Raw genomic sequence first — 11,002 nt, forward strand, 5'->3', positions numbered from 1 at the left:
CTATTTGGTTGATGTGCTTCAGATAAAAAGGTTCAGTAGGTTTTCACAAAGCCAGACAGAACATAAGTGGCAGGATAGAGATAATCTCCAGAGCAACTGGGATTGTAGTTTATCAAACACCACTGATTGCTCCCCCATCCGTGAATTTTTCCCTGTACATCAATGGCAGCCACAGTGCGAATGCTGGAATCCACCGATACGAACTGGAAACTGTCAGAAATGGGCAATCTCACAGGAGGATAGACATACTGGTTTGCATAGGTGTTGCCTGTTCCAAAGTAGTTCCCATTGCCCCAGGCATAAAGTTCTCCCTGATCGTTGCGGGCAATGGTGTAATCTGCACCCACAGCCACCTGCACAATCTTCTGGCCTGCCAGGGCCTCCAATTTCACAGGAGCATAATTGTTCACCTGGGCTGCAGTGGTTTTGGCTTGTGATCTGCCCCAGGTCCAGACTTCTCCAGAGGCAGAAATCGCATAAACCGTTCCAGATGATTCACTGGAAGCAATGGAAACAATGTTGCTCAAACCAGGAATTTGAACAGGGTACAGAGAATAGCCTGGGTAACCCACACCCAGGATTCCATCATTGTTTGTGGTTCCAAAAGTCCACACTGTTCCATCTGTCTTCAAAATGGCAAACCCATTTGCATTAAAACGCAGCGCAACAACTTCTCTGGCACCTGTAAACTCATTCCCTGCAGCATCTTTTTTCAGGGTTTCTGGAACGGATTTTGACGCATACCCACTCTGGACATGAGGATCAATGATGGATCCCCACTGGTAGATTTTGCCATCTTTTGCTACAGCAAGACTGGTTCGGTTGCTGGCATAAATCCGGGCAATGTTGGACAAGCCCACCACTTTCTGTGGAATGGTGTATGCACTTGGATTGGCAGAAGAACGACCCAGTTCACCATAGCTGTTGCTGATTCCCCAGGCCCAGACATCGCCATTGTCATCCAGGGCCAGATTGTGCAATTCAGAAGTGGAACTGGAAGAGTAGAAAGACACTTCACTGATGTTCTGCAATCCAGGCACTGGAGCATTTCTGTAAACCACTGGATCAGTGATCACCCCATTGCCAATCTGGTTGGCTGAGTTGTTGCCCCACCCACGCACAGTGCCGTCTTCCATGGCAGCAAGCACATACTCCATCCCCACATGCACGGGCTTCAGATACACAGGGGTCACGGGCGCTTCCACTGGAGTGAAGGAGGCAGCAGGAATGACCTCCATGGTTTTTCCAGGGTAACTCCATTCCAGTCTGGCCTGGGCATTGCCCGTGTTTTGCTTGTACTCCACCAGAATGTTGTATTTCCTGTTCCCTTGCAGATAAACCTCACCCGATGCAGGCTGGTTCACCAGATCAGGGGTTCCCGTCCAGGCATCCACAATGCGCATTTTGTTCAGGCTCACCCGCACATTGCTGCCCCCTGTGAATTTCAGGGTGTACCTTCCACTCACCGGAGGGGTGAGTGTACCCGACCAGCGCACACTGTAGGTCTCAGGGGACACGTACGGCGCAGGAGAATACCCACCCCAGTTGAAACCGATGTTGGCATTCAACTGTTCGGTGCGCTTGTTGGTGAAATCTGCATTGTCAAAGTATTCTGCTTTGAGTCCCTGCTGGGTGTCACTGAACGTTCCTGGCTGATACACCTGAGCTGCAGGTTGAACCACGGAAAACCGCTGAGGGCTTCCCTCCTCCACTGCAAAAGTCTTGCTGAGGCAGTTCCTGTCGTTGGCATATCCGGGGGTCCCCAGATTCCAGTTGCTCTGGGTGGTTGCCGTGGCCGCATTCACCACCGGCTCACCGTTGGCATTCATCGTTGCAGAAGCCACTTTCTGGTTGTACACATTCCACCCCAGCACAAAATCCTGACGGGTGTCCAGCCAGTTGTTCCAGGTCGTCAGATCTTCAAGGGCAATGGTGCTTGGACGGTTATAAGCAATGCCCTGTTGCATCAAAAAGCGATGGTCATTGGTCACGCTGTTGTTAAAACCACGCAGATTGAACTTGAAGTTTGGCAACGGGTTGGTGCTGGTCTGGTAAGTCTTCTGCCCATAGGGCTCATACACGATGTAACTCGGGGTGGTCACCTTCAGGGTGGCTTCCTGGTACGGCATGTCCACCTCCACCCAGTCGGTTTTGGTCTGCCCTGTGGCAGGATCCGTATAATCCGCCTCAATGATCTCCTTGCGGGTCTTCACCAAAGGGTCCAGGTAAAACTCCAGTTTCAGGCTCTGGCCTCCAGAAAAGCGCACCTGATTGCCATTGATGCTCGGATAATAAGTCTGTATGCCTGAATTGACGATATCAATTCCATTGTTGTCTTTGATGGCATTGCCATTTCCATCCAGCAACTTGAAGTTGTTGGCAATGCTCACCACCGGCAATGCGTATTGTTGGGCACTGCCAGCATAAATAGGCCCGTAACTTGCCCTGCTGTTCAGGGGCACCTGAGGGATGGGGTGCCTGGTGGAGGCCTCAATGCCAGAAACATTGAATCCAGGGTTGTAAACATACTGATAGATGATCGGACTGGGATAAACAAGGCCACCTGAGGAGTCGTATACGTAAGGACTGATGCTCATGTTGCCAGGGAGGGGCAGATCCGTGGTGAATGTGGAGTAGTTCAGTGGTGTGCTGTTGTCATTGAGATACACCCACTGTCTCCAGAGGGATCCTCCCAGGCCATAAGGGTGATTTCCTCCCAGAGCCACATTGTTGCACAGCGGAATGGCTCCCTGGCGGAGAATTTCAGTGGAGTGGGAGCTGCTTTCAGAAACAGGCGACGGTTTGGGGACAGCCAGCATCCCACAGCCAGTGAGCCCGAGTGCTCCAAAGAGCAGCAGGCTGCGTTTCAGGTTTTGCATAAATTGACCTCTTGTAAATAGGAATAGGGCTTACGGACGATACATTCGATATGTTTCAAACTTCATGGGGTGGTTTGGATTGTGTGATTCACCTCAAAATCCAGTATAGCAAAATTTCAGAACCCCCTCAGTGCAGGTTCTGGGGAATTTCTTCTTGCAGGAGTTGCAGGAACGTCCGGGCCATGTGCGGATCAAAGTGGCTGCCCGAGGTGCGTTCAATCTCCTCCACGGCTTCCTGATGGGTCCAGGCCCGTTTGTAAGGGCGCACATCGGTGAGGGCGTCGTACACGTCCACGAGGGCAAAGGCGCGTGCAGCCAGGGGGATGTCTTTGCCTGCCAGACCTCTGGGGTAGCCGCTGCCATCCCAGCGCTCATGGTGGTGCAAAACCACCTGCAGGGTGGAGGCAGGCAAACTGGGGATGTGGCACAAAAGTTCATGCCCGATGGTGGTGTGGCGTTTCATGGTGTCCCACTCCTGGGCGTCCAGCTTGCCAGGTTTGAGCAGGATGTGGTCTGGAATGGAAATTTTTCCGGTGTCGTGCAGGTAGGCCCCCCACCTGAGCGCGTCCATGTCGGCTTTCTGGAAGCCCAGACGTTGCCCCAGTCGCTCTGAGAGTTGCACCACCCGGTCTGTGTGGCCTTTGGTTTCGTAGTCGCGGAATTCCAGCATCAGGCCCATGGCCCTTAAGGTTTCCTCGCGGGATTCTTTCAGTTCGGAGAGGTGCACGCCCCTGTGCATGGCCTGCGTAACCTGCTCTGAGACCCCATGCAGGAGTTTCTGGATGTCTGCATTGACCACCACAAAATGCGGTGCGCCAAAAATCAGCACCCCCTGCACAGTGTCCCTGAACAGCACGGGAAGCAGGGCCAGAGAACCCCAGCCGTCCAGTCCCTGCAAGGGCACATCGGTGAACCAGGGATGATGCCGGTCTGCTGACTGTCCAAGCTGGTCCCGGCTGTGCAGATCGGCCAGCACCAGGGCCTGGGGCAGTTTCGAGAGGGCCTGCGGTCCGGCCCACAGGGGTTTGCTGACGCGGTCCAGCGGGATGTAAAACCCCTGCTGGTACTCGCTGAGGTCCAGGCACAAATTCAGCGCCTGTTCCACCAGTTGTTCCGGGGCCTGTTGCAGGGCGAAAGCTGCAGTCAGATCAATGAGCTGCTGGAATTTTTTCAGTTGCACCTGCATTTGTTGCTCGGCTTCTTTGCGGGTGGTGATGTCACGGGTCGTGATCAGCACCCCATCCACATCTTCATCTTCCAGACACAGGGTGCCCGAAGATTCCAGCCACACCCAGTGCCCCTCCTTGTGGCGAAAACGGTAGGTGGCAAAAATGGGCTGTCCGGGGTTGCAAAGGGCCTGCTGAAAACATTCTTTGAGGGGAACCTGGTCTTCCTGGTGGATGTCCATGAAACCGCTGAGGCCCATGCGTTCCTCGGGACGGTAACCCAGAATGCGTTTCATGGAGGCACTGGTGTATTGCACAATGCCATCCAGATCCAGCACCGAAACGATGTCGTGGCTGTGCTCGGTGAACTTGCGGTAACGGCGTTCCTGCCCGGCCAGCTTGTGGTGAAATCCTGCACGGTGCAAGGCATTTGCACAGCGGGCAGCCATGTCCCTCAGGAAGTGTTTTTCCAGATCGCTGAACGGAACATCGGTGTCAAAGCTCAGGGTGAGGGCACCCAGAGGCTGGCCTTCTTGAGGCATCACCAGCACGCATTTTCTGCCTGATCTGGAGGTTTTGATGTGCTGGATGTGGGGGTAGCGCACATGCCAGTCTTCTGCATGCAAGAACAGGTCGCACCCCTGCCGGATGGCTTCTCCCGCAGGGGTGAGGGCGTTCAGGGGAAAAATCCGCCAGGGTTTCTCCAACTGTTCCGGGTAGCCCACCGTTCCCAGCACCTCGACCTGACCTTTGCAGTGGTCTGCCATCATGACCCCTCCTGCCACTGCACCCATGGCCTCAATGCCCTGCAGCAAAATCACCTGCACCACCTCTTGCAGGTTGCTGGCCCCGGACAGGGCAACCGTGAACTGGTGCAGCTTCTGGGCCCTCTGTTCTGCCTGGATCCTGAGGGTGATGTCCCGCAGGCTTATTAGCAGGCCCTGCACCTGGGGGTCTTCTGCAAGGTTCACCAGGGTGCCCTCAAACCAGCGCCAGGATCCGCCTGTGGAAGACAGGCGCAACGGGGGAAGGGCAATGGGAACGCCCTTCAACTGGTTGAGCAGTCCAAAAGACCGCATCACCTGCAGGTCTTCCGGGTGCAGCCAGTGGTGCATTTGCAGCCCTTTTTCAGGGGCAAAACCAAAAGTCTGCTGGAAACTGGGGTTGTGATACAGCACATGGCCGGTCTGGTTCAGCACAACCACCACATCGGTCATGTGGTCCAGCAAGGTCCGGTGCACAGATAGGTGATTTGTTTGAGGTGCAGAATCAGACATGAGAAACCTCGGGGAAGGCGCAGGAGAGGGGTGCACCTTATGGTGTTCACCTTACCCTGAGGGTTCTCACGGTTTTCCTTGAGGGTTTTGTTAAAAAGTGGCTACATTCTGGGTGCAAACGTTTCTTGATGGAGATGTGTTTTCACAATTGATCCCAGGGCATGAAAACCCTTCAGGGCTGAGAACAACAGAACCCAGGACCTGCCTTGAAAACCAATGGCAAGACAAAAGGGCGAGCCTGCAGCCCGCCCCCCATGTCCAGTTTTGCCCCTGTTCTGTTTCAGATGCCTGTCTTTTGGGCGAGGCATGCCTCGCCCCTACAAAGGCAAGATCCCCTCACTTCAGCCCAGAAGTCGCCATCACCCCTTCAGAAACTTTGCGCTGGAACAGCAAATAGGCCACAACCGTGGGAAGTGCGGCCAGCACAGCGGTGGCCATGGTTTTGGAGTAGGCCACCCCGTAAGCGGCCTGCACCTGGGTGATGCCCACCGGAATGGTCATCTTGGCGGCAGAGTTGGTGACAATGAAAGGCCAGAAGAAGTTGTTCCAGGCCCCAATGAAGGTGATGATCACCAGTGCCCAGGTGATGCCCAGGTTGAGGGGCAAATAAATCTGGAACAGGATCCTGAATTCGCTGGCTCCATCCAGCCTTGCAGCTTCGGAGAGTTCTTTTGGCACCTGATCGAAGAACTGCTTGTAGATCACCACGGCAATGGGGGCAGCGAGTTGCGGCAGGATCACTCCGGCGTAGGTGTTGACCAGTCCCATCTTGTTGACCAGCATGAACAGCGGAATCAGGCTGGCCTGGAAGGGAATCATGAAGCCTGCCAGCACCAGCCAGTACAGCCAGGTCTTGCCCGGAAACTCAATCTGGGACAGTGCATACGCGAACATCAGGGCCAGCAGCACCACCAGGGCGGTGATGATCACGGAGGTCAGCAGGCTGTTGCCGTACCAGCTGAGGATCGGGCTGTTTTGCAGGATGTAGGTGTAGGCCTCCAGAGACCACTCTTTGGGAAAAAAGGTGGGTGGGAAGGCAATGGTTTCGGTGTCGGGTTTGAAGGAGGTGACCACCACCCAGTACAGCGGGAACACCCACACAATGGCAAACACCAATGTGAAAAGCGTGCCAGAGAAGCCCAGAATGGAGAATTGCTGGCGTTTCATTTTTTGCCTCCCAGCAGTTTGTTTTGCACCCATGAAGCCAGCAGGATGATCACCATGAACACCACCGCAATGGTGGAGGCATAACCGCCGTGGGTTTGCTGGAAACCCTCTTTGTAAAGTTGCATCAGGACCACCGTGGTGGATTCGAAAGGCCCCCCTCCGGTCAGCAGGTACACCTGATCGAAGATCTTGAACTGGGCAATCAGTTGCAACAAGAGGGCCAGCGAGGTCACGGGCCACACGGTGGGCCAGGTGACCGCCCAGAAAGCCTGCCAGGTGTTGGCTCCGTCCAGGCTTGCCGCTTCGTAGAGCTCTTTGGGCACATTCTGGATGGCAGCCAGAATCAACAGCATGTTGAAGCCTGCACTCCACCAGATGGTCACCAGGGCCACAAAAGGCATCGCCCAGGTGGGGTCTTCAAACCAGGAGGTGTTGGTTTTGAACAGGTAATTGAACACCCCGAAGCTGGGGTCCAGAATCCACACCCACACTGCGGTGACCACACTGACGGGCAGCACGTTGGGCAAAAAGAAAATCGAAAGCACCCAGCTTTTGAGGTGCCTGAGCCTCGCCACCATCAAGGCGAACATGAAACCCACCAGGGTGTTGGGAATCACGGTCAGCAGCATGAAATACAGGGTGTGCTTGACCGAATCCCAGAATCTGGGGTCTGAAAGCAGGGTGATGTAGTTCTTCAGGCCCACGTAGGGTCCCACCCCGGTGAGGTCTGCACTGGTGAAACTCAGTTGAATGGCCGACAGGGTCGGGTAAATCAGGAACAGCAGGTACACCGCTGCAAACGGCAAGACCAGCAGGTATGCAGTCCACCAGCTGGATCGGTTGGTTTTGCGTGGGGTTCTGGTGGGGGTGCTTGAGGTGCTTTGCAGGTTCATCAGGACATCTCCTTTCTGAAAAAATGCTCCCGGGATGGGAGAGAGAGACATCCCGGGAGCGAGGAGATCATTTGCTGAGGTCGGTGAGCTGCTGCTTGAACTTGTCGATGGCGGCCTCTGAGGTGAGCTGGCCGTTGAGAGCGGGGGTCAGGGAGTTGCCCAGCGCATCAAAGAAGGGACCTGCTGCACCGAAGATGGGGAGGGCAGGATCGGGCATCACGTCTTTGGCAGCTCTGGCGCTGTACTGGGCCACAGGCTGCAGGGACTTGTAGGCAGCGCTGTTCTGGGTGGGCAGGTATGCGGGGATGTGACCGCCGCCTGCCCAGTCCAGGCTGTTGTTGGCCACGAAGTCGATGAACTTGAGGGTGGCGTTCAGCTTGTCTTTGGTCATGGGCTTTTTGGCGTTGGCGGGAATGGCCAGCATGTGGGAATCCGCCCAGGTCTGCTGGTTCTGGCCCAGTTTGGGGAAGGGCACGATGCCATAATCAAAAGAAAGTTTGCCGCTCTTCTTGAGGTCCACAAAGGTGGGCACTTCCCAGTTGCCGTTGATCATGAAGCCCGCACGGCCTGCAGAGAACAGGGCAACCATGGCCGGGTAAGTGGCGTTTTTGCCGATCAGACCACCCTTGGTCCAGTCCACCATGGTGTTGAGGGCAGCCACACCTTTGGTGTCCATGTCTTTCAGGCTGAGCTTGCCGCCACTGACCAGTTTTCCGCCGGACTGCAGGAACAGGGTGTACCAGATGCGCCACACCGAGGAGGGATCCTGGCTGGAAGCGGTGGAAGCGGGAAGCATTCCGGTTTTGTCTTTGATGGCTTGCAGCGCGGCAGTGAAGCCTTCCAGGGTGTTGAGGCCTTTGGGCTGGCCTTTGCTGTCCAGCAGACCGGCTTTGGCCAGGATGTCCTTGTTGTAGTACAGCACCAGGGTGTGGGTGTCCAGGGGCAGGCCGTACACGTCGCTCTTGCCGGTGATGCTTTTGGCGAGGGCCGCCTGGTTTTTCACCAGGTTCTGCTGGAAGTCACTCAGTTTGATGCCAGCCTCGGCCATCTCTTCGGTGGTGATGGCACGGAAATCCCCGTTTTTGATGCCGGTGGTCATGCGGGACAGGTGGTAGGTGATCACGTCGGGGGTGTCGCCAGAAACCACAGAGGTGTGGATTTTGGTGTAGAAGGGCACGCCCCAGGGCAGGGTGGTGCGCTCGACCACGATGTCGCTCTGGCTCTTGTTGAATTTGTCCACAATTTGCTTCATGCGGTCACCGTCACCGCCTCCGAAGAAATCCCAGAACACCACTTTGGTGGGGGCTGCGCTGGCGGAAGCAAGGCTGAGGGACACAAGGGCGAGGGTGCGGTACAGGGGGGTTTTCATGGTTTTTACCTCATTGAGATGGGGGGATGGGTGGGGTTGGGAAAGGCCGAGGGCTGAGGGCCGAGAGCCGAGGGCAAAAAGCCGAGGGCAAAAAGCCGAGGGCAAAAAACTTTTGCAAATGCCACAGGAGTTTTTGCTGACTGCTGATGGCTGACCGCTGACGGCTCTCAAACGCTTTTCTGTTTGGCCCGCCAGAGGTGGTTGTAACCCAGGTCGTCGGGGTTGCGGTCCATTTCGGCCTGGTGGGCGTTCCTGATGCCTCTGGTGGCCTGGGCGATTTGCAGGGGGTCGCCTTTGAAGGTGCGGTCTTCAAAAAGCAGGCCGTTTTTCTCCTGGAAGGTGTCTGTCAGCTGGGTGTAACAGAAGCCAGAGAGGGGTTTGCAGTCGTGTACGGCGCGCAGCAGGCTGGTGTAGTGGCGGGTGAAGTTTTCGCTGCTGTCGGCGCGGCTGTATCCCCAGCCGTCGGTGGTTTTGGGTGCGAAGGCAATGCCGCCAAATTCGGTGAGCATGACGGGCAGGTTGTGGTCCAGCAGGGTCTTGTCCAGCAGCAGCACCCTTCCTCCGGGCCGCTCATGTTTCAGGGTGTCCAGAACGCGCTGTGCGTTGCCGTAACGTTCCCGGATCACTTCGGGGTCGCTGGTGTAGTCGTGCACGGCCAGAATGTCCGACACGGTGATTTCCCAGCCGTCGTTGCCAATCACAGGGCGGGTGGAATCCAGGCTGCGGGTCAGGTGGTACAGGGCAGACACCAGCTGTCTGGGTTTTTCAGAGAGGGTGAGGTCCGGAACCCCCCAGGATTCGTTGATGGGCACCCAGGCCACGATGCAGGGGTGTCCCCGGTCGCGTTTCAAGGCTTCCATCCATTCCTGGGTCAGCATTTGAATGCTGTGGTCCGAAAGGGCGTAGGCACTGGGCATTTCCTCCCACACCATCAGGCCCAGGCGGTCTGCCCAGTACAGGTAGCGGGCGCTTTCGATCTTCTGGTGTTTGCGCACCCCGTTGAACCCCAGGCGTTTGGTGAGCAGGATGTCCCGCCGCAGTTCGGTTTCGGTGGCGGTCATCAGGGATTCGGGCCAGTACCCCTGGTCCAGAACCAGCCTGAGGTTGCAGGCACGGTCATTGAGCAGGAAGCGGCCTTCTTCCAGTCGCACTTCACGCAGGGCGGTGTAGCTCTGCACGGTGTCTGTGGGCTGTCCAGCTTGCAAAACGGTCAGTTCCACATCAATGAGTTGGGGGTGCTCGGGGGACCAGGTGAGGTGGTTTCGCACATCGTCCCAGGAGCCGTCTGGCAGGGTGATGCGGCGTTGCAGGTGGTTTCCGAGCAGCAGGCAGGTGTCAGAGGCAATTTGACGTCCGTTGGCGTAAAAGTCGATTCTGAGCGAGGTGTTGTCTGTGGGGCCGTCGAGTTCTGCATCCAGCAGGATGGACCAGCTTTTCAGGTCCGGGGTGAACAGCAGATCACGGATGTGGGTTTGTGGGACGGTTTCCAGCCACACGGTCTGCCAGATTCCGGTGGTTCTGGGGTACCAGATGGCGTGCAGTTCGGTCAGCCATTCCTGCTTGCCCCTGGGCTGGTCCAGGCGGGTGGGGTGGTCAATGGCCTGCACTGCAATCTCAAAGGTCTCGCTGTTGTTCTGCAGGTGCAGGGTGATGTCCACGCTGAAGGGGGTGTGCCCGCCTTTGTGTTCGGTGGCAAAAATGCCGTTCACCCAGATGCGGGCCTGGTGGTCCACAGCGGCGAAGTGCAGGATGGTGCGTTCTGTGGCGGCTTTTTCGGGAACAGTGAAAGTCTGGCGGTACCACACGGCTTTGCAGTGGTCGGTGGCATGCAAACCGCTTTTCTGGCTTTCGGGGCAGTAGGGAACCAGAATTTCACGGTCAAAGTCCACCTGCGAAGGGTGGGTGTGTTGCTGCTCTGGGTCAAACGCAAACTGCCAGCTCCCGTTGAGGGATTGCCAGTCTGGGCGCTGAAGGAGGGGTCTGGGGTAGTCAAAATCCATAAAATGACCTCTTGCGAAGGAAAAAGGGCGGATCACTGCAGGGCGAATGTTGGGGTCTGGTCAATGGGGCTCCTGTGGAAACATGGGCACGCTGGAACACAGCCAGCCTGTGCACCGATTTCTTTTGTTTCTGATTTTTTCGAACTATAACATCCCTCGCAGAATATTTCAATAGTCTCCGAAAGTTTAACAAGCTGCGAAACCGTTTTCTGCACTTTCGGAATGCCTCAGGGTCAAAGAAAACCCTTTCC

Annotated in this window: 6 protein-coding genes; all 6 read right to left on the bottom strand. The window is 56.1% G+C overall.

Annotated features, from left to right (window positions below):
- Positions 1-32: 32 nt before the first annotated feature.
- Positions 33-2,879 carry a PA14 domain-containing protein gene (locus IEY52_RS18275; RefSeq protein WP_189005110.1) on the bottom strand — a complete coding sequence of 949 codons (2,847 nt, stop codon included), beginning with the start codon at positions 2,877-2,879 and terminating at the stop codon, positions 33-35.
- Between the two features lie 127 nt (positions 2,880-3,006).
- Positions 3,007-5,286, bottom strand: coding sequence for a PAS domain S-box protein (locus IEY52_RS18280; protein ID WP_189005112.1), 2,280 nt, complete (start codon positions 5,284-5,286; stop codon positions 3,007-3,009).
- A gap of 372 nt (positions 5,287-5,658) precedes the next feature.
- Positions 5,659-6,489 (bottom strand): carbohydrate ABC transporter permease, encoded by an 831-nt coding sequence (locus tag IEY52_RS18285; RefSeq protein ID WP_189005114.1) that lies wholly within the window; start codon positions 6,487-6,489, stop codon positions 5,659-5,661.
- The gene (locus IEY52_RS18290) at positions 6,486-7,382 is read right to left on the bottom strand and encodes a carbohydrate ABC transporter permease (protein ID WP_189005116.1); all 897 of its coding nucleotides are present in this window, start codon (positions 7,380-7,382) and stop codon (positions 6,486-6,488) included. The genes IEY52_RS18285 and IEY52_RS18290 overlap by 4 nt, the downstream gene beginning before the upstream one ends.
- 67 nt (positions 7,383-7,449) lie before the next feature.
- The gene (locus IEY52_RS18295; protein WP_189005118.1) at positions 7,450-8,751 is read right to left on the bottom strand and encodes an extracellular solute-binding protein; all 1,302 of its coding nucleotides are present in this window, start codon (positions 8,749-8,751) and stop codon (positions 7,450-7,452) included.
- A gap of 167 nt (positions 8,752-8,918) precedes the next feature.
- The gene (locus tag IEY52_RS18300; RefSeq protein ID WP_189005119.1) at positions 8,919-10,751 is read right to left on the bottom strand and encodes a glycoside hydrolase family 2 protein; all 1,833 of its coding nucleotides are present in this window, start codon (positions 10,749-10,751) and stop codon (positions 8,919-8,921) included.
- Positions 10,752-11,002: the final 251 nt, after the last annotated feature.

It is taken from the genome of Deinococcus roseus (genome assembly GCF_014646895.1).
GTDB classification, from domain to species: domain Bacteria; phylum Deinococcota; class Deinococci; order Deinococcales; family Deinococcaceae; genus Deinococcus_C; species Deinococcus_C roseus.